Origin of the sequence: Mycobacterium sp. SMC-2 (assembly GCF_025263485.1) — a bacterium.
Lineage (GTDB): Bacteria > Actinomycetota > Actinomycetes > Mycobacteriales > Mycobacteriaceae > Mycobacterium.
In genome coordinates this window covers 3,449,380-3,471,550 of sequence record NZ_CP079863.1, presented here as the reverse complement: position 1 = coordinate 3,471,550, position 22,171 = coordinate 3,449,380, and the positions used below count along the sequence as shown (strand labels likewise).

Genomic DNA, 22,171 nt, shown 5'->3' with positions numbered 1-22,171 from the left:
CTCACGAAGGCCTTTCGGACAGGGCCGCGTCGAGCAGGTCACCCACGCCATGCCGCTCCCACAGGAACAGCAGGTTCGAGAGCATCTGCAACGGCGCGCGCACACTTTCGTCGTCTCGGATGAGCGGATGCGTGCGGCTGTTCGGTATGGCCTCGAATCGCTTGCGGATCATCGCCGGCACACCCAGCAGCCAGGCGACGCCCATGGCCGCCGCGTAGACTAACGTGTGCCGGCGCAACCGAACCGGATCGAGTTCCGTTCCGCCGCAACGGCGGAACTCGGTGACGAACACCCGCAACAGCTCGTCGAGATGGGCGTCCCATAGCTCGGTTTCGGCGCCGGACATGGCCCCCCAAATCGCCATGCCCAGGTTCATCTGGCTGACGCATCCCCAATCCATCAAGCCGCAGCGAAGGAAGCCGTCGGCGTCGCGCCAGAACCAGGCGTTGTCGATGTTGGCGTTCCAATGGCACAGCGCGACATAGTCGGAGTCGCCTGCTAGCAGGCCCGTGATCATGTGCTCGTGGCGTGCGAACAGCGGCACGTCTTCGCGCAGGCGCGCGACCAGACCCGGTGAACAGGCCGGAAGCAACCCCCGACCGGATCGCGCGAATTCGGCCAGCTGATCCACCCGGCGTACCAGCCTGTCGACCGCCAGCGGCGCTCGCTCCCCCACCGTCGCGGCCGCCACGTCCAGCGGGAAGGGCGCGGTCAGCTCCGCCGGCAGGCGCCCGGATCTATGGGTGCCGGCGAGCCGGGCCAGCGCGGTGAGCAGCGCGCGGTAGTGCTCGAGGGGTTCTGGCATCTCGTAATCGAGGCACTTGTGATAATGCGGTTCGATTCCGTTCTCGCCGAATCGGATCCGCTCGGTGATCAGGATTCCGGTGCCGGTCTGGCGGTGATAGTCGGCGAACTGCACCCTGGGCACCGCGATGGGAAATCCCGGCGCCCGGGACAGCGCGGCGAAGCGCACCTCCGGCTCCATTTGTGTCTTTCCGCGGTCGCTAGCCGGGTCGTCGAAGTCGCGCGAAAACTTGACGAATAGGTCGGTGGGCAGGTCGAGCGCAGTCTTGGCGTATTCGACCGAGAGGACGACCTTGCGTCCCGTGCTGCCCCCACCCGCCTCGGAGAGCCCCGTAACGCGCGCGATGCCGTTGTCCCGCAGCGCTCCGGAGGCGAGAAAGGCTTCGGTGAGGAACCGCGCCCCGCCGCTCTGCAGCGCCGTGGGGTCGGCCGGAAACGCCAATCCGTAGTGGTCGCCGACGGCCCAATGTGAATTCAATTGTTTACCAGGTCTGTTCGGCCGCTCGCACCAGCATGTGGTTGACCGCGACGCGGCGGTCCCGGGTCACCATGAACAGCACCGCGTCGGCGATGTCTTCGGGACGCAACTTGACCATGCCGGCGGTCTGGCGCTCGATCGCGTCGCGCGACGACTCGGCGAGGTGGCTGAAGATCTCGGTGTCGACCGTCCCGGGGCCGACCACGCCGACGCGGACCCGCTTGCCGAGTACCTCTTGCCTAATGCCCTCGCTGAAGGCGTTGACCCCGAATTTGGTCAGCGAATACACGGCGGTGTTCGGTCGCGCGACCCAGCCGGCAGTCGAACTGATGGTGACCAGATCGGCGACACCACGCGGTGAATCGGCGGCGGCGTCGATCAGGTGCGGCAGCGCGGCGCGGGTGACGTAGAGGACCCCTTGCACGTTGACCGTAACCATGGCGTCCCAGTCGCGCAGCGAAGCCTCGGCCGCGGGCCCGGTCTGCATCAGCCCCGCGTTGTTCACCACGGTGTCGAGCCGGCCGAACTCCGCGACGGTGCGCTGCACGGCGGCCGAGACCTGCTCGGCGTCGGCCACATCGGCCGCGACGGCCAGCGCTGTCCCACCGGCGGATTCGATCTCGGCTCGCAAATCAGCCAGCCGGTCCGCCCGGCGCGCGAGCAGGGCCACCGCCGCACCTTCCGCGGCCAGCGCTCTGGCCGTCGCGGCCCCGATACCGCTGCTGGCGCCGGTCACCAAGGCCGCGGTGTGTGCAAGTGTCGTCGTCATGCGCCCAGTATCTCGTGCAGCACGTACTCGGTGTGCTCGCCCAAGTCCGGCGCACCGCGGGCGATCCGAGCCTGGCCGCGCGCCATCCGCCAGGACGGCCCCACGATCGGCCGCTGGCCCTCGCGGTGATCGCTGACGAACCGATACAGCTCGCGGTCCCAGAGTCGTTGATCGCCGATCACGTCGAGGGCGGTCGCGCTCTTGCCGGCCGGCACTCCGGCCGCGCGCAGGCGGCGCGCGAGCTGCTCGGCATCGTGGCTTCGGGTGAGTTGCGCGAGGTCGGCGTCGAGCGTTGCGGTGTGGCGCCGTCGCTCGTCCATGCCGACGTAGCGGCGGTCCCGCGCCAACGAGACCGCGCCCAGCACGTCGCACAGCCCACGCCAGTCCACCTCGTCGGCGACGGCCACCGTGATCCAGGCGCCGTCCGCGCAGGGGTAACAGCCATGCGGGCACATGTCCGGGTGCGCATTGCCGTTGGGCCCGAGGCGCCGCCCGGTCAGGGCTTGCTCTAGCAGGCAGTCGCCGATCATCGAAGACAGGGTCTCCACGGCCGATATGTCGACGAATTGCCCCTCCCCGCTGAGTTCGCGGTGCAGTAGCGCGACCACGGCGGCGTACGCGGCCGCCGCGCCGACGGTGGAGTCGCCGTAGCGCATGCTCGTCCCGAGCGGCGGCCCGCCGCGATAGCCGACCAGCGAGGCGAGGCCGGCCAGGGCGGCGAAGCTTGGTGCATAACCGGTTTGATGGCCCAGCGGTCCGTCGTTGCCCCACATCTTGATCGACACCGAGATGATGTCCGGCTTTATTTCCTTGAGCTGCGCGTACGCCAAGCCCTGGCGTTCCATCGCGCCCGGGCGCAGGTTGTTGATGACGATGTCGCTGCGGGCGATCAGCTCGCGCAGCCGTGCCATGCCCTCGGCGGACTTGATATCGAGGTCCACACTGAGGATTTCGGGGTTGATGCTCAAAAAGTAGGGCGCGTGGTTGATGTCGGTGCCGCCGTAGGCGCGCATCTCCTCGGGGCAGCCCGCGGTCTCGATCTTGATGACCTCGGCGCCCAGCATCGCCAGCAGCTTGCCCGCGTATGGGCCGGCCCACACCTTGGTCAGCTCGACGACCCGCACCCCTTCCAGCGGCCCACCGCGGGGATCCTTCGGCGGCTTGAGTTGCGCCGACTTGACCCGCGGCCGTGGGCGGGGGGTAGCGACGTGTTCCAGCACCTGCCCGGTGTGCTGGCCCAGAGTGGGTGCGGCGGAGGTGATTCGAGCCGGCGACGCGCTGAACCGGTACGGCACCGTCGGATACGCCGCGCAGCCCAACACCGGGTGCGTCACCTGCTGGAAGAAACCCCGGTGGCGGTACTGCGGTGAATCGTGCAGGTCCGCTGCGCCGTTCACCGGCACCAGCGGCACACCCAGGCGCTGGGCGCGCTCGGACGCGTCGTCCTTGCCCAAGTCCCGGATCCACGCCGCGAAGCCCCGCTGGAATGCCGCGACCTTTTCCGCGGTCACGGAGAACTCCAGCCAGTCGTCCTCGAACGCGTCCAGCCAGCCCGGATGGGCCATGAGTTCCTTCAGGCCCGACCAGTGCGCGCGGCTGGTCATGTACAGGTAGACGAAACCGTCGGCGCACGCGAAAAACGCTGCGGGACCTGCCTGGTCGTAGTCACCGCGGCCGCCTTCGGCGGTCACCTCGCCGGTGATGAATCTGCCGAGGATGCAGTCGGCGCGGGAGGCCAGCACGGCGTGTTCGGAAACGTCGATGAAATCGCCGCGGCCACTGTGCAGCCGCCCGAAGAGCGCCGCCGCCACGCAGAGCGCGGCGTCCAATCCCGCTTCGTAGTCGCTCAGGAACCTGCCGGGCCCCTGCAGCGGCGGCTTGGCCGGGTCCGCGTGGCTGGGCGTGTGGAACCCCCAGCCGCTGGCGTGGAAGACGTTGATGCTCTTGGCATTCCCGAACTCGGCGGCCGTGCCGTGCCCGAACGGCGTGATCGAGCAGAACACCACGTCCGGATGCCGCTGGGGCCAGCCGGTGGCCCGATCGAAGGCACCGTCGTCGATGACCGCGTCGGCCGTCCCGACGAGCTGGTCCAAGGTCTCGGTGCCGGCGGCGCAACCGAGGTCGAGCACGGCGGACTGTTTGTTGGTGTTGAGGTATGCGAACAGCCCGCTGCCGTCGCGGCCGTCGGCCACGATGGGAGCCATCGCCCGTGTCGGGCTGCCGCGCTCCGGCGCCTCGACCTTGATGATCTCGGCGCCGAAGTCGGCCAACAGCCTTCCGCAGTACTCCCCCGCGACGGACCCGGCTAGTTCAACGACCCGGAAACCCGTCAGCGCGGACATGCGAGCTCTTCCGAAACGGTCAGGGCTTCGCGCGTCCCGAGCGGCTCAGACGCCACTCCGGCGGGAAGTTCAGGTCGTTGTCCTTGACCACGTTGTTGAGACCCTTCTCGAACGTGCCCGCGGTCAGGTCGACCTCCTCGGCATCGTTGGTGATCATCGGCAGCATGCCCTCGACCATGCCGGTGAGCAGGCTGCCGAAGTATTCACCCTTGTGCTGCTTGTAGAGCTCGAGAAAGGTCTTCTGCACCGCGACGGTGTCGGTGGGACGAGAGCGGGAACAGGCCATCGCGTACTTCAACGTCTCGTCCTCCAGCTTCTCCCGGGGCACCACGCTGTTGACGAAGCCGCACTCGTACATCTCTTTGGCGCTGAAGGGCCGCCCGGTGAACAGCATTTCGGAGAACTTGCGCAGGCCCATCGTCTCGGCCCACCACCACAACCGCGGGCCCCAGCCCACGTAGCGGAAGGCCGGGTGCCCGAAGAGGGCGTCGTCGGAGGAGATCACCAGGTCGGCGTCGCCGGCCTGGTAGAAGTGCCAGCCGTAGCAGTAGCCCTTCGCCTCGATGATGCTGATCTTGCGCAGCTCCTGAAGCGGGCGGTTGCCCGCGCGGGCCTTGGCGTAGAAGTCGGTGACGGTGGACAGGTACCGATACGATCCGCCGGGCGGATACTTCACGTCGTCATCGTTAATCGCCAGCTCGTGCAGCAGCGGCATGCCGGGGTTTTCCAGCATTCCCCGCTGTTCGGGCAGGTCGCCACCGCTTCCGAAATCCTCGCCCTCGCCCCGGATCACGACGACCTTGACGTCGTCGTCCACGTTGCACTTATGGATCAAGTCGGCGTAGTTCTGCCGCATGCCCAAGGTGGTGGAGTTGAGCTCCTCGGGGCGGTTGAAGGTGATGTAGGCGATCCGGTTCTTCTTGTCCTTCTCGAACTTGATGTACTGCTCGGCTTCCTTCTTCATCTCTTCGTAGTCGTATTCGGGCATCGTCGTCTCCAACTTCTTGAAATAGCGTTTATTTGAGCAAGCTGCCCGCGTCGACGGGAAGCGAAACGCCGGTGACATAACGCGATTCGTCAGAGGCGAGGAACAGGACAGCGTTGCTGATGTCCGCGGGCTCCACCCACGGCACCGGCAGCGTGTGCATCATCTGTGAGATGGGGGCGAAGTCGTCCGGCCCGGGATTCTCCAAGTCTGGGCGGAAGAGCCGGAAGGTGTTGTCATTCATCACCATCGTGGTGCTGACCTGCGTCGGCAGCACCGAATTGACGCGGATCATGTGCTGGCCCAGCTCGACGGCGAAGGCACGCATCAGCCCGATGACGCCATGCTTGGCCGCGACGTAGTGGCCGGTGTTCGGGTACGCCTTGCGCCCGCCGACCGAGCTGGTGAGCACGATCGACCCGCCACGGCCACCCGAGAGTATGTGCGGGACACCCGCTTTGACCGTATGCCAAACGCCGGTCAGGTTGATGTCGATCATGTCCTGCCAGACGTTCTCCCGAATCTTGTGCAGCTTCCTGCCGTCGGTACCCACGCCCGCGTTCGCCACGATGATGTCGAGCCGCCCGAGTTGTTCCACGCCGGCGTCCACCGCCGCCTTCAGCGCTTCGTAGTCGCGGACGTCCACCTGTGCGGTGACGATGCGACGGTCTTGGGCTTTCACCAAGTCGGCCGTTTCGGCCAGGTCTTCCGGCGTCGAGTGGGGATAGGCCAGGTTCTCGATCGGCCCGCAGACATCGATCGCGATGATGTCGGCGCCCTCCTGCGCCAGGCGCACCGCATGGCTGCGGCCCTGACCGCGGGCGGCGCCGGTGACAAACGCGACCTTGCCCTCGACCCGGCCGGCCATCAGGGCACCACAGTGGGCAGGGTTTCCCAGCCGCGCACCGACGACGTTGGGCTGAGCTTGGCGTTGGCCAGATCGGGCTCCCACTCGGGGAATCGCTTCAGGATTTCCTCAAGGGCGACACGGCCTTCCAGCCGGGCCAGCGCCGAACCCAAGCAGAAGTGGGCGCCGACACTGAACGTGAGGTGCGGCCGGGCGGTGCGATGAATGTTGAATTCGCCCGCATCGGGACCAAACTGGCGCTCGTCGCGGCAGGCCGCCCCGATCAACATCAGCATCACGCTGCCTTCCGGCACCGTCTGGTCATAGAGGCTGACGTCGCGAGTCACATAGCGTGCCATGTGCGGCGCGGGCGGCTCGAAGCGCAGCAACTCCTCGATTGCCTGCGGGATGAGTCCGGGGTTCTCGACGAGCTCGCGACGCTGGTCGGGGTGCTCCGCGAGAACTTTGCCCGCCCAACCGATCAGCCGGGTCGTCGTTTCGTTGCCCGCTCCGGCCACCACGTTGAGGTAGACCAAGATCTCCTCGCGCCTCAGTCGCCGCGTCGTGCCGGTCTCGTCGACGAACTCGACGTTCAGCAGCTCGGTCATGATGTCGTCGGAGGGATTGTCGGCGCGCCAGTCGATGTAGGCCTCGAACTGCTCGCCTACTGACAAGCCATGCTCGGCGGCACTCATCGGCTTGCCGGGCTCGGTGCGTAGTTGGGCGTTGCCGCGATCGCGGATGTACTCCTGATCTTCTTCGGGGATCCCGAGCAGTGCGCTGATGACCTTCATCGGCATGATCGCGCCCAGGTCGGTGACGAAGTCGAACCGCCCCGAACCCACCAGTGGGTCCAGCGATTGTGCGCAGAATTCGCGGATCATCGGCTCCAGCGCGGCGATCTTGCGGGGAGTGAACATTCGCGACAGCAGCTTGCGGTGCACGTCGTGGATCGGCGGGTCTTCGAAGATCAACATGCCTGACGGGATTTCGAGGTTGGCCTTGATCAGTTCCATGATCACGCCCCGCGCGGAGCTGTAAGTGCCGTAGTCGATGATTCCCTTGTTCACATCGGCGAATCGGCTCAGCGCGTAAAAGTCGTATTCGGCGTTGTAGTACAGCGGCGCCTCGTCACGCAGGCGCTTGAACATGGGATATGGGTCGGCAATCAGCTCGACATCGTATGGGTCGAAATGCACATGGCTATCGGTGCTCGTCGTCACGAAATCCCTCCTAGTGCCGCCGATTCCCCGGCATCCATACCGCCTGAGCTGCGCCGGCACCGCCAGGGCTGCAGCGCGGGATCCAGTTCGGGCAATTTATACACTCCGCTTAATGCGTTGCTACGACATGCGCACGGGCTGGGCTGAAATCAGCACCGCCGGCGTGGCCTAACTCTATTCTCGTAGAGAACCATACCGAGAATGGTCTGGCAAGACCCCATGCGGCATAACCCGCCGCCGATTCACTCACGCCGGTCCGCTCAGCCGGACGCCACTCATACGATCGCTGTCGCCCGGTGCCGGCCCGCGGCGGGGCGCCGGCCGTCGGCGTCGGTCAGCCGGCCCCGGTGCGGACTCCGCAGGATGCCGGCGGCGATGGCCGAGAGGATCCCGTCGAGTTGCTCGGGACTGTCGACGATCCGGTCGCCGTGCGCGAACCGCACCAGCAGGCCGTTGATGAACGTCAGCGTCACGTTGCTCAGGTCCTCGACCACAGCGGGTTCCAGGTCCGCGCCGTGTGGCATGAGCTGAACCAGGATTTCCCGGTGCAGCTTGGTGAATTCGTCCGTGGCCCGCTGCAGAATCGCGGACAGCGACGGATCACGAGCGGCCTGCATGGTCAGCTCGTAGCGGGCCTTGGTCCGGAACAGTTGCGGCTCGACGCCGGATCGGATGACCACCTGGGACAGTCGCGAGGGTGAGGGGTTCTCCCCCCGACCGTCGGAGTCGTCGGCGACGGACCTCAGGTCGGCGAGGTCCAACTCGGCCAGCCGCTCGGCCACGGCACGCAACAGCGCCGAGCGGGTGCGGAAATAGAACGACGTGGTGCCGTCAGGCACGCCGGCTTTGCGATCGACTTTGAGATGGCTCAATCCCTTGGCCCCGTCGTCCGCCAACAACTGAATCGCCACGTCGCATAAGTCGCGGCGGCGCTCCCCGGGATTAGGCTTTCGGCGTTTGTCCATGGCGCTTCGTCTCGGACCGTGACCTTACTCTATGTTCGTAGTGTCGGTAAAGATCTGGTTGGATGACCCATGACGGTGGGCGCGTGGGCCAACGAGCGGGGCCCGCACCTCCGAGCGAAAACGGCTGCCGGACAACGGCCCACCACTCGCCCACTTACCGAAGTCGCTGACCGCGAATTTCTACGACGTGACCCTGATTCTGGATCCACCATCGGCGGCAGCTTGGGCGTCATACACCGCAGCACATCTGCAGGACCACGTGGCCTTCATCCGCGACAATCTCGTTCTTGAGGCACCCATCATCGAAGAACAGGTCGGGTCCGGGCGGATCGTACTGACCACCCAAACACCCAATGCCGCCGCGCAATTGGCCCAACTGGCCGGCCGGCCCTCGTGACATGAGAACGGGCATGGACCGGCTCGCCATGGGCGTGCTCAGCGTATTGAGGCTTCCGCCAGTGGGATTCGTCGCGACTGCGCACGCTACCGCCGAAGGCGAGGCGGGTCGCTCATTGGATTTCGCGGAGATCAGGTGCAGGGAACACCGTGCGGGCCACCAACCCAATGGCCGGGCGGCGCCTGCCACGGGCAAATCTGCTTGACTTGCCCAGGCGGCAGCGGATTCCAATGACCATTGTCGACGACGTGCGGACCCGGCGGAACTGGCGGAGGCCACGGTCCCGGTTTGGCCTGCGCCATACCCGTCCCGAGGGCCATTGCCGCCGCGCTCAGTACGCCGGCGACCGCGGCTTTACCTGCGAATTTCTTCAGAGTCACTTCTTCTGGCCTCCCCCGGCCCACGGCTCACGCGACTCAAAATTGTCACAGGGAAATTACCCTCGGGCGCGAAATAGTAAACCGCCGGACTCCCGGGCGCTGCCTCAGCCATCGCGGTCGACGGGCCCGCGGCGGGCGAATGCCGGCGCGTGCTCGGGTCGCACCCCGACGCCGACGAAGTAGGCCGGCACGGCCGACAGCCACGGCAACCGCCACACCAGGTGAAGCAGCGCCGCCGGCGGCGTGGGATCCGCGCCGCGCAACAACGGCCCGAGCAACATCCGGTGCAGCACCTGCTGGGCCAGTTGCGTCACCACCGTGGGGAACACGCGCCGGCGGTGCACCGCGGCGAGCTCGCGTGCGCCGACCCGGTGCCCGCGCAGCGGTTCGGCCAGGATCGTCGCGGCCGCAACGGCATCCTGGATCGCCAGATTGATGCCGACGCCGCCGAGCGGCGACATCGCGTGCGCCGCATCGCCGATGCACAGCAGCCCCTCGGTGTGCCAACGCCGCAACCGGTTCACGTGCACGTCCAGATGTTTGACGTCGTCCATGGATTGCAGCGCGGCCACGGATTCGGGCATATCGGGGAGCAGCTCTTCCACGTCGCGCCGGAACGCCTCGATACCGCGCGCCCGCAGCTGGGCGTCGATGCCCTTGGGCCCGAGGTAGGCGATCTGGAAGTAGTCCTTCCTCGGGATCACGGCGAGACCTTTGCCCGGACCGAGGCGAGGCAGGAAGGAGAATTCGGTGTCTTCCTTGTGCGGCAACCGAAACCACCACACGTCGAACTTCACCGGGAATTCGCGCGCCTTCAGTCCGGCCTCATGACGCGCGATCGACCACCGGCCGTCGCAGGCAACGGTCAACTCGGCCCGTAATTCGCCCGGACCGTCGGGACCTCGGTAGCGCACTCCGGCAACCCGACCGGCCTCCCAGAGGAGCCCAATGACTTCGGTGTTCATCCGCAGCGAGAAGCTCGGCTCCGCCTGTGCCGCATCGGCGAGCAGGTTGAGCAGGTCCCACTGCGGCACCATGGCGACGAAGGGATGGGGCTGACGCAACCGCTCGAAGTCGACGTAGGTCACCGACCGCCCGTCGGATTCGAGTTTCGCGGTGCGGACCTCGGTGAAAGGCAAGGCGGAGAAGCGTTCCCACAGACCCAGCTCGTCGAGCAGCCGCATCGTGGTCGGGTGGACCGTGTCGCCGCGGAAGTCCCGCAGGAAGTCGCCGTGCTTCTCCATCAGGGTGACCTGCACCCCCGCCCGGGCCAGTAGCAGCCCGAGGACCATGCCGGCCGGGCCGCCACCGACGATCGCGCACGTGGTTGTCTCGGCCATCAGAACTCGACCTCGAACACCGAAACGGGATCGAGGATCACGCCGGTTTCCTCGACGTAGCGATCCCACAGTGTCAGCAGCCCGGCCAGCTTGTCGGGATGCGATTCGGCCAGATCGTGAATCTCGCCGGGATCGGATGCGAGATCGTAGAGCTGCCAGCCGCCGGGGCCGTACGGTGCGGGCAAATGCAGCGCCTTCCAGTCCCCCTGGCGAATCGCGCGGCGGCCGAACAACTCCCAGCCGATGCCGGTATCGCCGTCATGCACGGTCTCGGCGGCGCCCGACAGGTACGGCGCCATGGAGCGGCCTCGCACGGCTGCCACCTCCCGCCCCCGATAGGACGTGCCCGGATGTGCGGCCCCCGCGAGTTCCAGCACCGTCGGGGCGATGTCCATGACGGTGCTGAACGCGGCGCCGATCTGGCGTTGCCGGTCAAAGCCCGGCCAGGTCGCGAAACCGACCACCCGGATCCCTCCTTCGGTGGTGAACGCCTTGTGCAGCCGCGACGGGGCGGTGGCGGCTTGCGCCCATCGCGGCCCGTACCAGATGAACGAGGACGGTCGACCCAGATTGTCCAGACTGTTGTCGCAATGCTTTTCGATCTGCGCCGCAATTTGCGCACCGACCAGCGGCATCGCTTCGACGATCGCCCCCTCGGCGCCGTTGTCGGACAAGAAGATAACGACCGTGTCGTCCAGTTCGCCGCTGCCGGAAAGGTAATCGACCACCCGGCCGATATTCCAGTCCATCCGGTCGACCATGGCGGCGTAGACCTCCATGCTGCGGGCCGACACCGCGCGCTGTTCGGCGGTCATGTCGTCCCAGTGCGGGGCGCCGTCGGCGACGACGGGGTGTGCCTCGACGTCCGGCGGACACAGGCCGAGCCGCTTGAGCGCCGCCAGCCGCTCCGCGCGCAGCGCGTCCGGGCCGGCGTCATAGCGGCCGCGGTATTTCGCGATGGATTCGTCCGGCGCCTGCAACGGCCAATGCGGAGCCTGGAAGGGCAGATACGCGAAGAACGGCCGGTCGTCGCCGGGTGCACGTTCGGTCAGATACTGCAACAGCTTGTCGGTGTAGGCGTCCGAGGAGTAGAAGTCATCGCCAACCGAGACGAACCGATCGTCCTCGGTGTAAAGCGTTGGCACGGGCGAGAAGCTCCGGGCCCCACCGCCCCCGAAGTGGCTGGCCCCCGCCGGCAGCAAGGCGAACGAGCGCTCGAAGCCCCGCGCCCACGGCGAGGTCTCGATGGTGGCGCCCAGGTGCCACTTGCCCGACATGAGCGTCAGGTATCCGGCGTCGCGCAGCAGTTCCGGCAGCGCCACCACCCGGTCGTTCAGGTAACCCTCGTAGCCGGGTGCGCCGCGGAATCCGGGGCCGGCGACCTCCAGCATGGTGCCGATGCCGGCGATGTGGTGGTCCGTCCCCGTCAACAACATCGCCCGGGTGGGCGAGCAGGCCGGCGCGGAATGGAAGTCGGTGAACCGGATCCCCGCGTGGGCCAGCCGATCGAGATTGGGTGTCTCGATTTCGCCGCCAAACGCGCCGATATCGGAAAACCCGAGGTCGTCCGCAACGATCAGGAGGAAGTTGGGCCGCTTCACGCTGAAGCATCCTGCCAGGTCGGGCGCTCGGGCGGAATGCTGCCGCGACGGCACGTCGTTATTGTCGAAGCGGCGCGTTCCGCGCCAACGACCCCTGGAGGGCTTGGAAATGCTGACGCAGTTCGGGATGTCCATTCCGCTCATCGCCGCCCCGATGTCGGGCGGCCCCACCACCCCCGCGATGGTGGCGGCCGCCACCCGCGCGGGCGGCCTCGGCATGCTCGCCGCCGGCTACAAGACCGTGGAGGCCGTCGAGGCCGAGATCAAGCAGGTTCGCGCCGAGGGAATCCCGTTCGGCATCAACCTCTTTGCGCCCAATCCGCTGCCCGTCGACCCCGAAAGCTACCGGGCCTATGCCGCGATCGTCCAGCGGGATGCCGACCGATTCGGTTTGACGTTGCCCCCGGACCCCATCGAGGACAACGACAAATTCGACGAGAAGATCGCGCTGTTGCTCGACGACCCGGTTCCGATGGTGTCCTTCACCTTCGGCATCCCGCAGCGCAGCGTGATCGCCGCGCTGCGTAAGGCCGGCTGTGTCGTGGTGCAGACGGTGACCACGCCCGAGGAGGCCGCGCAGGCGCGCGACGCCGGGGTCGACATGCTCGCCGTGCAGGCGGTGACCGCCGGCGGCCACTCCGCCACGCTCTCGCCGCGGACGCCGTTGACGCCGGTGCCGATCGCCGAGCTGGTCGAACGGGTGGTCGCGAGGGTGCCGCTGCCGGTGATCGCGACCGGCGGGCTCGCCACGCCCGCCGCCGTCGCCGAGGTGATCCGGGCGGGCGCGGTGGCGGCCGCGGTCGGGACCGTCCTGTTGTGCGCCGACGAAAGCGGCGCCTCGGCCACGCACCGTGCGGCCCTCGCCGATCCCAGATTCACCGAAACGGTGCTCACGCACGCCTTTACCGGCCGCCCCGCCCGCGGGCTGCGCAACGCGTTCATCGACGCCCACGAGGCCCAAGCGCCGCTGGGCTATCCGGCCCTCCATTACCTCACCAGCCCGCTGCGCAAGGCCGCGGCCGCGGCGGGAAAGCCCGACTACGTTCACCTGTGGGCGGGCACCGGATACCGGGAAGCCACCGCCGAACCCACTTCGGAGATCCTGCGGCGGCTGGCGTCCGACCTATGAGTATTCGAAGCGGTTCAGCACGTCGTATCTGCCGCCGGGCGTTGCGCACGTCAGCTTGTACATCCACCGAACCGCGGTCGACGGGATTCGCTGGTAACCGCCCAACGCGGGCGCCTGTTCGAGTAGGCGAAGCTTAGGGTTCCACGTCTGCAGTTCCCCCGCGTCGCGGATGCCCCACTTGACGATTCCCCTGGTGAACACTTTCGACAGCAGCGGCGCCAGCGCGGATAGCGTGTCGAAATGCATTTCGCCGCTTTGGAATCGGTCCGTCAGGCGCTGCAGCAGCTGGCGGACCTGCTGCTCGGTCAGGTACATCAGCAGGCCCTCGGCGACCACCAGCGTGGGGCGGCCGGTCGGGATCCGATCCAGCCACGCCGGGTCGGTCACCGACGAGCCGATCATCCGATAGCCCTCGGTGTCGTCGTAGAGCCGCCGGCGCAGCTCGATGACACCGGGTTGGTCGACGTCGAACCACGAAACCGACTGCGGCACGGCGAGCCGGAAGGCCCGGCCGTCCAGGCCGCAGCCCAGGTGCAGCACCACCGCGTCGGGATGACGCCGCAGGAAATCCGCGCACCAGTCATCGAGCTGCTTGGCGCGCAGGGCGACCAGGTACTGGTTCGACGCCGGCAGCGAGCTCCGATGGATTCTTTTGAAGTCATAGTCGATCCGGTCCACCGCTTCCGCCGCCGCCTTGTCACCCAAAATGGGCCGGCGCGTTCGGCTTTCGTGGGCGCGCAGGTATAATGTGACGAGGTTCGTCCACTCCACCGAGCCCCAGCGGACCGAGCTGAAGTCGACTTTGGCCGGCGTCATGCGTTAAAACGCCTCCGGGTCGCGCTGGACCTCCACCGGCACCGGGTGGCGGTACAGGCGAGACGCGTTCTCCCAGCTGAATTTACGGATCACATCCGGAGGCAGGTCGCCGATCTGTTCGTGGATCGTCTGCTGGGTGTGCGGCCAGGTGGAGTCACAATGCGGGTAATCGGCCTCCAGCATGATGTTGTCCACGCCGATCCGGTCGCGCTGCACGAACGACGATTTGTCCTCTACCGCGCAGAACCAGAAGTTGCGGGTGAAAACCTCCGCCGGAGTCAGGCTCTCGCCCAGTGCCTGCCAGGTGCCGTACATCGCGTGATAGCTCAGCATGTGGTCGAGGCGATCCAGCAGGCCTGCAACCCAGCCGATTCCGCCCTCCGACAGACAGATCTTCAGGTTGGGGAACCTGCTGGGCAGCCCCGAATACAGCCAGTCGACCGCCGCCGAGATGGCGTAGGCGAAGAACAACACGCCCTGCACGTCCGGCGGGGCGTCGTCGGTGGTGGACGGCGAAGAGCCCGACGAGCCGATGTGCAGATTCACGACGGTGTCCGTCTCGGCGCAGGCCGCCATCATCGGGTCCCAGTGCCCGGAGTGGATGCTCGGCAAGCCCAGCATCGCCGGGTTCTCGCTGAACGTCACCGCGTGGAACCCGCGCTCGGCGTTCTCGTAGATCATCCGCGCGCCGAGATCGGGGTCCAGCAGCCACGGCAACTGACATGCAATGATGCGGTCGGGATACGAGCCGGCCCACACCTCGAGGTGCCAGTCGTTCCACGCCCGCACCGAGGCCAGTGCCAGCTCGCGGTCGTTGGTCACCTGCTGCAACCGCTGGCCGGCGAACCCGGGCAGGAAGGACGGGAAATTGAGCGAGGCGTAGATGCCGTTGAGGTCCATGTCTTTGACGCGCTCGTGGATATCCCAGGCGCCCCTGCGCATTTCGTCGAACCGGACCGGCTCGAAGCCGTACTCCGCCACCGGTCGGCCGACGACCGCGTTGAACCCGACGTTGGGAAGTTCGCGGCCGTCGTAGACCCAGGTCTGTCCTCCGCTGTCGGTCTGAACGACCTTGGGCGCGCGGTCGGCGAACTTGCGCGGCAGCCGTCCGGTGAAGGTGTCCGGCGGCTCGACGATGTGATCGTCGACGGAGATCACGGTGTAGCGCCGGGGCGCGCGGGGCGGGTCCGGCAGGAACGTGACCGAGCGTTGCTCGCCGGTCTTCGCGGTGGTGAAGCTCAGGTTGCCGGCCAGCTCGTCGATCGATTTCACTCGTCAATCTCCCTGCGACACGGCGTTATTGAGTGTGCGGTGACGGCTTTTAGTGTGCGATGGCGGCGACACCTCCCGGCGTGTCGCCGCCGTGGACGCACACGCGACGACCCGGTCACGTGAGGACATCCGGGTCGGCCTTGATGGTCATCCTGGCCGCCCCCGCCCAGTACACGTCGGCGGCGCGTTCGACCAGCGACCGCTGCATGCCCGCCATGTCCGACCACTTCATGGGCACCGGCGGGATACCGGTGAGCAGCACGTCGTGGGCCAGCTTGCAGACCCGCTCGATGGACGCCGCGCGGTACACGGCTTCGGGCAAGTTGCGGCCCGTCGCGATGACGCCGTGGTTGGCCAGGATGGTCAGGTTCGCCGGCCCGATGCGCGCCGCGAGCTCCGCCGCGCGAGCGGGGCTGTCGATCTCGCCGTCGTAGGTGTCCACCAGGCACAGGTCGTCGAGGAAGAGCGAACCGGTCTGGTGCACCAGTTCGGGCAGTCTGCCCAGCGCGGCGAGCACGCACACGTAGTAGGGATGGTTGTGAATCACCACCCGGGCGTCGTCGCGGACACGGTGCAGTTCGGTGTGGATGTGGATCGCCGGAGTGACGTCCCAGCGGCCGCGCAGCACCCGGGCGTCCTCGTCGACCACACAGATGTCGGACGCGGTGATTTCGTGCCACCACAGGCCCCACGGATTGACCAGCATCTCCGTCTGCGCGTCGGGTTGCCAGGTGATGTGTCCGGCCATGTTCTCGGCGAATCCGATGCCGGCCAGGTGGCGAAAAGCCACGGCGAGCGCCTGCTCGTCGGACAACTCGACGCCGATCGGGGGAACGATCGACGGCGCCCAGACCTCCAGGCCGCCCCGGCGCGCGTCAGGAGCATTCATCTTCGGCCTCCGTTCTGGCTCGAATATCCTCGCGGAGCCGGCCTTTGGCAACCTTCCCGCCCGACGACCGCGGCAGCTCGTCGACCACGATGAGCCGCTCGGGCAACAGCTCCTTGGACACTCCGAGCGCCAACAGGTGTTCGACCAGCCCGGGCAGATCGAGCGTGGCCGCGTCGACGAGTTCGGCGTAGAGACAGACCCTTTCGCCGAACACCGGATCGGGCATCGCGACCGCCGCCGCTACCGCGACGGCGGGGTGGGTCATGACGGCGTCCTCGACCTGGGTTGCGCTGATGTTCTTGCCGCCCCGCAGGATGAAGTCGGAGGTCCGCCCGGTGACGGTCAGATAGCCGTCCGCGTCGACTTCGCAGATGTCGCCCATGCGCATCCAGCCGTCTCGGGTGAACAGCTTGTCGTGATCGGTGCCGCCGAGGTAGCCGAGGCTGGTCGCCGGGCCGCGGCACGCCGGCTGGCCCCTGCCCGTCGGGGTGACGTCCCGGTCCCCGTCGAAGAGCCGGACCGCCATCTCCGGCACGATCCGGCCGCCGGTGCGCAGCCGGCGGTCGCGCGAGTCCTCAACCGTGGTGGCGCTGAGCATCCCGGTTTCGTTCGAGCCGTAAAACTGCAGGATCTTGGCGCCGGTGAGTTCCTCGAATTCCGCGGCCGGTCGGTATGGCAGCGCCTCGCCCCCGGTGAACACGACGCGCAGCGAGCTCAGGTCGTAGTCGCGGGTGGCCGGATCCGCCATCAGCATGGTCAATTGCGTGCTGACACAGCACAACACGGTGGCCCGATGCCGGGATATCGCCTCGCAGGTGGCCCGCGTGCTAAACCGTTCCAGGATGACCGCGGTAGCGCCCAGATAGATCGGCGTCGTGTGGCTGGTCCAGAGCCCGAAGCCGAACGGCGTGGGGATGACGGGCAGGATCGTGTCCTCCGGCGTCAGTTGCCCGTTGGCGACGGCCTTTTGGTGGAAGTAGTACCACCGATTCTGCGTGTGCACCACGCACTTGGGCAGGCCGGTGGTCCCGGAGGTGGAGTTGATGAGGAAGACGTCGTCGGGCCCGAGTCTGGATTCGGCTGCGAGCGCCTTGGGGGGCACCCGAACATTCAGTCGCGGCGTGCCCGCGTCGGTGCTCAACATCAGGGTGGGCAGCGAAAGCTGGTCGGCGACGGCCGCCGCGGTGGCGCCGCGCTGCTGGTCGCCGACCAGGATTTTCGGCTGTGCGCCGCGCAGGATCGCCGCGACCTCGCGGGCTCCCGCACGCGCGCCGACGCCGACGACGACCGCCCCGCACCGCTCGATCGCCACGAACAGCACGTGCAGTGAAGCGGAGTCGCCGTGCCATACCGCCACCCGATCGGCCGGCTCGACGCCCGCGCCGGCCAGCTGCTCAGCCAGATTGGTTGCGGCAGCGTCGAATTGGCGCCAGGTCAGCGACGTGCCCGGATGGTCGACATAGGCGAGACGATCCGGCGATCGTTCGGCGTTGCGGCGCACCGCGTCCGACAGCGTCGTATCGGACCAAAAGCCCGCGGCGCGAAACCGGGCCGGGTCCTCGTCGGTGAATGCCGGCGAGGCCCCGATCTCCATGAGCAGATGATAGGAAAGCCGCGCGCAGCCGGTGCGCCGAGCCGACCCCCCACCCGCTAGTGGTGCGCCGGGGGGTGAGCCGGGGTGGAATGCTGGGACTCGCCGACCGGACCGGGAGGATTGGGACGGGGGCGGGGTTTGGGGCACGCGGTCGGCTTGTTGCGCATACAACCACAGTTGAGGCCGATGATGCAGCCGGTTCCACCGAGGGGTTGCGCCGGCACGCCGGCGCCCGGAGTCGCCGTGACCGGCTGCGGGGGCGGCGCGCTCGACGAGGCGGCGGCCGCGTCACCGGCCGGCCAACCGAGCGCCAACACCAGCGCGACCCCCCATGCGGACACCGCCGTCACAGTTCTGGTTTTGCCGTTTCCCATAACTCAAAGGCTAGTGACGCACCCCGAGACGCACCGGAACATGCGCGGACTACATAGAACACTCCAAGAACTCGCCAAGGATCCTCCAAGGGCGGCACCGGACGGTGAGGGCGACGAGCGCCCTTTGGGATCGGTAGCGCCACGGCTGGTTTGCACTTGTCCGGCGACCGCTGCCGCCCGCAGCGAACCACACGGAGGTACACGGGGATGAAAAGCAAGGTCATCGTGCTGCTGGCCGGCGGGATGCTCGCGCTGGTGCTGCTGATGCGCTATTTCGCGCTGAGTCACGCCGGGATGCCGTCGGGGTGGATGCTCTACCTCGGGCTGCCGATCACCGGCGCTGGCGTGTTGTTCGCGCTGCGGCTCATCGACCTCGGCGCGGGATGGACCCCCAAGGGCGGCACGATGCAGCACACCAGCGGCACCCACGCTCACCCGGCCGCGCTCCCGCGGCACGAGCCGGCGCTTTTCGACCGCCTCAAACAGCTCGAGGATCTGCACGCCAGGGGCGCCATCTCCGACACCGAGTACAGCGCCCAGCGGCTACAGATCATCGCCAACATGTAGGCCGGGCGCCTAGGGGCGCCGATGCGCCGCCGCCGCGCGGACCCCGTAACACGCGGCGCTGGCCCCGAACATCGCCGCGGTCAGCAGCAGCCAGCGGCCCAGAAACGGGTCCTGGGTCTGACCGGTCGCCGCCCAGTAGGTGGGAGCGCCCTGCTCGATGATGCCGGGCAGGAACACCAGCAGCGTCAGGCCTGCCCCCAGCGCGGGCACCCGGAGGTAATTGAGGACGGGCACGGGCGTCGGGGCGATGCGGGCAACGCTGCGCGACAGTAGCCGGTCGACGAACGCATAGATTGGGAACAGCACCAGGTCGTGGGCCACGATGGCCGCGGCGAACCACACGATGATCGACTGCCACCACACGGTCGGGTTCCACAGCGTGACCGGTTTGATGGTGGCCACCACGTAGCCCAAGAGTGCGAACCCGGCGATCAGGGTCAGCAGGTGCAACGGATGCGAGCCGTAGACCTTTACGAAAACAGCTCGCACGCTATCCATTTGCGCCCGCCCGGAAGGCGATGGACCCGACCCACTTGGTGTTGTGCACGCCGGGCAGCGCCGGCACGATGATGCGCGCCGGGAAGCCGTGGTCCGGGGACAGGTCGGCGCCGTTGACGCGCAAGGCCAGCAGCGCATCGGGGTGCAGCACCTGGGTTCCCTGCAGTGTCGCGCGGCCGAACGCGCCGCCGCGCTCCAACGACGAGACGTACGCCGACTCCGGCGCGGGCACGCCGGCCAGCCTGGCCAGGTCCGCCAGCCGCACCCCGGTCCAGGCCTGGGTGGTCGACCAGCCTTCCACGCAGGCGATCGGCAGCACGGCGGTGTGCAGCGGCATGGCTAGCAGCGCGGCCCGGTCCAGCACCACCGGCCGGGGGCCGCCGCTCAGGGCGATCCGCCAGCGCTCGCCGGCATTCTCGGCGGAGATACCGGCGACCAGCGCGGTCCGGTTGACCTCGAAGTCGTTGGGTCCGTCCCCGCGGGTGCGCCCCCGCGGCAGCAGCAGCGCGGCGGGCCGCGTGGAGCCGCCCAGTGTCTGGCCCGCGGTGATCGCCGCCATGAACAGCGCGCCGCCGCCCACCAGCGCCAGGGCGCCGCGGCGGCTCATCGTCGCGGGCCGCGGGTCCGCCGCGACCAGGCCGTCCGGCTCCCACGGTTCGGCCCTGGTGTCGGCGCGGCCGGTGCGCAGGACCTCGCGCGGTGAGATCGAGCGCAGGCCGGACCACATGGTCGGGATCTTGATCGCGATATGCACGACGAACCCGGCGATGAACACCCAGGCTCCGAAGTAATGCGCGGTGTAGAAGCTGAAACCGAAAATGTAGTCGTACTGGATGTTCAGCACGCCCGTGACGATTTCGAACAGGACGCCACCGACCAGCATCAGCAGCGAAACCCGTTCCAGCAGTTGGGCTATGGATCGGACCGGCGGCCACGCGAACAGCCGCGGTATCACCGACCACAGCTTGGCCAGCACCACCGGGATCAGGACCAAGCCGAGCCCGACGTGCAGTCCCTGGGTCAGCCGATACAGCCACGCCGGGTCAGTGGGCCAATCGAACGTCGGCAGCTTCAGCCATCCGACGTCACCGGGGATGGCCTGGCCGAACCTCGGCCCGTAGGCGATGTACGACAGCAGGCCGGTGAGGATGACGATCGGCAGCGTCACCAGCAGCACCGAGCCGAACATGGACGTCAGCCACGGCCCCCGCAAGGGGCTGCGCCACCGCTGCGCGCGCCTGACGCCTGGGGGTGGGTGCGCGTCGAGCAGGCGCCACAGCCGCGCCGGAAACCCATAGCCACCGGAATCGCCCGTCGGCTCGGTGTCTTCGGTGCCGGATCTGTCGACGCCGTTCATCATCGATGATCATCCACGACCGCTCGACAAAAATGGTTCAGATTCGGCGTTCAGCGCCGAGCGTGTGCCCTAGGTACGAAACTCGCCGTGAAATCGTACGCAGGCCGCACACTCGGCGCAGGGGTCAGTCCTTGCCCCGCGGCGGCGGCTGCACCTCGACGCCGGTGGCCTCGTGCTCGGGGCCCGCGGCCGGGTGTTCGGCCGGGACGCGTTCGCGGAACCGGGTGCCCTCGCTTGGCCGTTGCGGCTCCGGCCGGCTGGCCTGGCTGCGGTATGGCCCCGGCTTGGGCCGGGGCTTTCCGCCGGGCAAGGCCAGCCGAAAGATGCTGCGGTGCACGGCCAACCACTGTTTGGAGAACCGGCCCGAGTTGTACGGCAGCTCGTAGCGCTCGCAGATGTCCTTGACCTTCGGCGCGATCTCCGAGTAGCGACTGCTGGGCATGTCGGGGTAAAGGTGGTGCTCCACTTGATAACCGAGGTTGCCGCTGATGACGTGGAACAGCGGGCCGCCCTCGATGTTGGCGGCCCCCACCAATTGGCGCACGTACCAGCCGCCGCGGGTTTCGTTCTCCACCTCTTCGGGGGTGAAGGTGTAGGTCTGGTCGGGAAAATGGCCGCAGAAGATGATGGCGTGCGCCCACACGTTGCGGATGAGGTTGGCCACCGCGTCGGCGCCCAGGGTGCGCACGTAGGTGCTCTCCACGCCGGGTAACACCTTGTCGAGCAACGCGGCCGCCGCACCGACGCGGCCCCCGCTGGATACCTTGCGGAGCCTTCTGCCCAGGCGCGACTCGGCCGGCTGGCCGATCCTGCCGCGCGTGGTGAGTTGAGCCAGCCCGAAGGCGCCGGCGCTGATCAACGGCCACCCGAGGTAGTCCTTGATGATCTGCGCGCGCGCCTTCCCGCCGATGCCTCGCAGGTCCTTGCGCACCTCGGACCACGGCTTCTCGCGTTTGCGTATCGCCTCGATGTCCATGTCGTGCACGGCCACGCCCCACTCGAACAGGATCGTGAGCAGCAGGTTGTAGAGCGGTTGGAACAGGAAGCGGGGCTCCCATTTCTGGTTGGGGTCGATCCGCATGATCTCGTAGCCGAGATCCTTGTCCTTGCCCAGGATGTTGGTGAACGTGTGGTGGATGTAGTTGTGCGAATGCTTCCATGCCTCGGCGGTGGACGCGGTGTCCCAGTCCCAGACCGAGGAATGGATGTCGGGATCGTTCATCCAATCCCACTGCCCGTGCATGACGTTGTGGCCGATCTCCATGTTCTCCAGGATCTTGGCCATCCCCAGGCACGCCGTGCCCAGGACCCACGCGGTCTTCGACCGGGACGCCAGCAGCAGCACCCGGCCGACCACCACGATTTGTCGTTGCACCGAGATGACCGTCTTGATGTAGCGACGGTCGCGATCGCCGAGGTCGGCGAAGACCTCGTCATGGATCGCGTCGAATTCCTTCGCGAGCTTTTCCAGTTCTTGTTCCCCCAAGCGGGCGAGTGGGCTTACCACGCGATTTGCCGCGACAGCAGTCACCGACCCCCCTCCT

At 67.5% G+C, this 22,171-nt stretch carries 18 protein-coding genes and 2 pseudogenes; 3 read left to right on the top strand and 17 right to left on the bottom strand.

Annotated elements, in window-relative coordinates:
* Position 1: 1 nt before the first annotated feature.
* From KXD96_RS16175 to KXD96_RS16145, 7 genes and pseudogenes are all read right to left on the bottom strand, one after another.
* Entirely contained in the window at positions 2–1,282 is a 1,281-nt protein-coding gene (locus tag KXD96_RS16175) for a hypothetical protein (protein WP_260737345.1), read from the bottom strand.
* Positions 1,283–1,286: 4 nt separating this feature from the next.
* On the bottom strand, positions 1,287–2,051 hold the full coding sequence (locus KXD96_RS16170; protein ID WP_260737343.1) for an SDR family NAD(P)-dependent oxidoreductase: 765 nt from the start codon (positions 2,049–2,051) through the stop codon (positions 1,287–1,289).
* Positions 2,048–4,416, bottom strand: a pseudogene (locus KXD96_RS16165) (CaiB/BaiF CoA transferase family protein). The gene KXD96_RS16170 and the pseudogene KXD96_RS16165 overlap by 4 nt, the downstream one beginning before the upstream one ends.
* Positions 4,413–5,381, bottom strand: a complete 969-nt coding sequence (locus KXD96_RS16160) for an enoyl-CoA hydratase/isomerase family protein (protein ID WP_260737339.1) — start codon at positions 5,379–5,381, stop codon at positions 4,413–4,415. The pseudogene KXD96_RS16165 and the gene KXD96_RS16160 overlap by 4 nt, the downstream one beginning before the upstream one ends.
* 28 nt (positions 5,382–5,409) lie before the next feature.
* Positions 5,410–6,246, bottom strand: a complete 837-nt coding sequence (locus KXD96_RS16155; protein WP_260737336.1) for a mycofactocin-coupled SDR family oxidoreductase — start codon at positions 6,244–6,246, stop codon at positions 5,410–5,412.
* Positions 6,246–7,448 carry a cytochrome P450 gene (locus KXD96_RS16150; RefSeq protein WP_260737331.1) on the bottom strand — a complete coding sequence of 401 codons (1,203 nt, stop codon included), beginning with the start codon at positions 7,446–7,448 and terminating at the stop codon, positions 6,246–6,248. The genes KXD96_RS16155 and KXD96_RS16150 overlap by 1 nt, the downstream gene beginning before the upstream one ends.
* 275 nt (positions 7,449–7,723) lie before the next feature.
* On the bottom strand, positions 7,724–8,413 hold the full coding sequence (locus KXD96_RS16145) for a TetR/AcrR family transcriptional regulator (RefSeq protein ID WP_260737329.1): 690 nt from the start codon (positions 8,411–8,413) through the stop codon (positions 7,724–7,726).
* Positions 8,414–8,570: 157 nt separating this feature from the next.
* Here KXD96_RS16145 and KXD96_RS16140 point away from each other — a divergent pair.
* A pseudogene (locus KXD96_RS16140) lies at positions 8,571–8,810 on the top strand (SecDF P1 head subdomain-containing protein); the annotation flags it as partial.
* 484 nt (positions 8,811–9,294) lie between these two features.
* Here KXD96_RS16140 and KXD96_RS16135 read toward each other — a convergent pair.
* Together KXD96_RS16135 and KXD96_RS16130 are read right to left on the bottom strand one after the other, a co-directional pair.
* Positions 9,295–10,530: an FAD-dependent oxidoreductase gene (locus KXD96_RS16135; protein WP_260737324.1), complete on the bottom strand. Its 1,236-nt coding sequence runs from the start codon at positions 10,528–10,530 to the stop codon at positions 9,295–9,297.
* Positions 10,530–12,131, bottom strand: a complete 1,602-nt coding sequence (locus KXD96_RS16130) for an arylsulfatase (protein ID WP_260737322.1) — start codon at positions 12,129–12,131, stop codon at positions 10,530–10,532. The genes KXD96_RS16135 and KXD96_RS16130 overlap by 1 nt, the downstream gene beginning before the upstream one ends.
* A 109-nt stretch (positions 12,132–12,240) precedes the next feature.
* On the opposite strand from KXD96_RS16130, the gene KXD96_RS16125 reads away from it, so the two are divergent.
* Positions 12,241–13,260, top strand: coding sequence for a nitronate monooxygenase family protein (locus tag KXD96_RS16125; protein WP_260737314.1), 1,020 nt, complete (start codon positions 12,241–12,243; stop codon positions 13,258–13,260).
* Here KXD96_RS16125 and KXD96_RS16120 read toward each other — a convergent pair.
* The 5 genes from KXD96_RS16120 to KXD96_RS16100 all read right to left on the bottom strand — a co-directional run bounded on the left by KXD96_RS16120 (position 13,255) and on the right by KXD96_RS16100 (position 18,205).
* Positions 13,255–14,076, bottom strand: a complete 822-nt coding sequence (locus KXD96_RS16120; protein ID WP_260737312.1) for a class I SAM-dependent methyltransferase — start codon at positions 14,074–14,076, stop codon at positions 13,255–13,257. The two genes, KXD96_RS16125 and KXD96_RS16120, sit on opposite strands and share 6 nt — an antisense overlap.
* 3 nt (positions 14,077–14,079) lie before the next feature.
* A complete protein-coding gene (locus KXD96_RS16115) occupies positions 14,080–15,348 on the bottom strand; it encodes an amidohydrolase family protein (protein ID WP_260737309.1) in 1,269 nt (422 codons plus the stop codon).
* 115 nt (positions 15,349–15,463) lie between these two features.
* Complete coding sequence (locus KXD96_RS16110) at positions 15,464–16,237, bottom strand: class II aldolase/adducin family protein (protein ID WP_260737307.1); 774 nt, start codon at positions 16,235–16,237, stop codon at positions 15,464–15,466.
* Positions 16,224–17,831: a class I adenylate-forming enzyme family protein gene (locus tag KXD96_RS16105; RefSeq protein WP_260737306.1), complete on the bottom strand. Its 1,608-nt coding sequence runs from the start codon at positions 17,829–17,831 to the stop codon at positions 16,224–16,226. Before KXD96_RS16105 ends, KXD96_RS16110 begins: the two co-directional genes overlap by 14 nt.
* Positions 17,832–17,887: 56 nt before the next feature.
* Positions 17,888–18,205 (bottom strand): hypothetical protein, encoded by a 318-nt coding sequence (locus KXD96_RS16100; protein WP_260737304.1) that lies wholly within the window; start codon positions 18,203–18,205, stop codon positions 17,888–17,890.
* Between the two features lie 207 nt (positions 18,206–18,412).
* Between KXD96_RS16100 and KXD96_RS16095 the strand changes: the two genes are divergently transcribed.
* The gene (locus KXD96_RS16095; RefSeq protein WP_260737300.1) at positions 18,413–18,772 is read left to right on the top strand and encodes an SHOCT domain-containing protein; all 360 of its coding nucleotides are present in this window, start codon (positions 18,413–18,415) and stop codon (positions 18,770–18,772) included.
* A gap of 9 nt (positions 18,773–18,781) precedes the next feature.
* On the opposite strand, the gene KXD96_RS16090 is transcribed toward KXD96_RS16095, so the two are convergent.
* From KXD96_RS16090 to KXD96_RS16080, 3 genes are all read right to left on the bottom strand, one after another.
* On the bottom strand, positions 18,782–19,270 hold the full coding sequence (locus KXD96_RS16090) for a hypothetical protein (protein WP_396876757.1): 489 nt from the start codon (positions 19,268–19,270) through the stop codon (positions 18,782–18,784).
* Positions 19,263–20,627, bottom strand: a complete 1,365-nt coding sequence (locus tag KXD96_RS16085) for a molybdopterin-dependent oxidoreductase (protein ID WP_260745406.1) — start codon at positions 20,625–20,627, stop codon at positions 19,263–19,265. The genes KXD96_RS16090 and KXD96_RS16085 overlap by 8 nt, the downstream gene beginning before the upstream one ends.
* Positions 20,628–20,751: 124 nt before the next feature.
* Complete coding sequence (locus KXD96_RS16080) at positions 20,752–22,158, bottom strand: acyl-CoA desaturase (protein WP_260737297.1); 1,407 nt, start codon at positions 22,156–22,158, stop codon at positions 20,752–20,754.
* Positions 22,159–22,171: the final 13 nt, after the last annotated feature.